The following is a 599-nucleotide window of genomic DNA, read 5'->3' on the forward strand; positions in this document are numbered from 1 at the left end:
CTCTTCCCCGACAAAGAGGGGGCGACGATAATGGAAGGTCTGATCGCCGTGGATCAGTCCGCTCTCCGGCAGACTCAAGCCCTCGATCCGGCCATAGTCAAAGGTCATGGGAAAGGTGGGCGGGGCAATCAACTGCCCCCAACGGCTATTTCGGGCTACATCCTCGTCGAAATAGAGCGGGTTCCAATCCCCAATCGCTTCAGCAAACCGTTTGACCGCCCCCCGTTCCACCCAGTTGGTCACCGACTCAGAGCGCTTACCAATGAAGGGTTGCCACATAGGACGCACCTCGCAGGTCAATTTTTGGGTCCTCCGGCTACATACAGCACTTGGCCGTTGACGAAGGATGCCTCTTCCGAGGCAAAGAAGAGACAAGCGGTGGCGATATCCTCCGGCTTTCCAACCCTTCCAACCGGAATCTCCTTCACCCACGCCTCCAGAAGCTTGTCAAAATCCACTCCGATCCGGGCCGCCGTCGCCCGGGTCATCTCAGTATCGATAAAGCCGGGAGCGACGGCGTTGCAGGTGATGCCGAATTTCCCCAGCTCGATGGCCAAGGTCTTGGTGAAGCCTTGTAGGCCCGCCTTGGCGGCAGCGTA

2 protein-coding genes are annotated in these 599 nt (G+C 58.6%); both read right to left on the reverse strand.

Going from position 1 to position 599, the window contains the following annotated elements:
* The coding region (locus tag NWF35_RS12720) for an FAS1-like dehydratase domain-containing protein (protein WP_301239559.1) at positions 1-279 on the reverse strand (279 nt) is incomplete at its 3' end.
* Between the two features lie 17 nt (positions 280-296).
* Positions 297-599, reverse strand: a 303-nt coding sequence (locus NWF35_RS12725) for an SDR family oxidoreductase (RefSeq protein ID WP_301239561.1), incomplete at its 5' end; no start/stop codon positions are given.

This window comes from Polycladomyces subterraneus (assembly GCF_030433435.1).
GTDB classification, from domain to species: domain Bacteria; phylum Bacillota; class Bacilli; order Thermoactinomycetales; family JIR-001; genus Polycladomyces; species Polycladomyces subterraneus.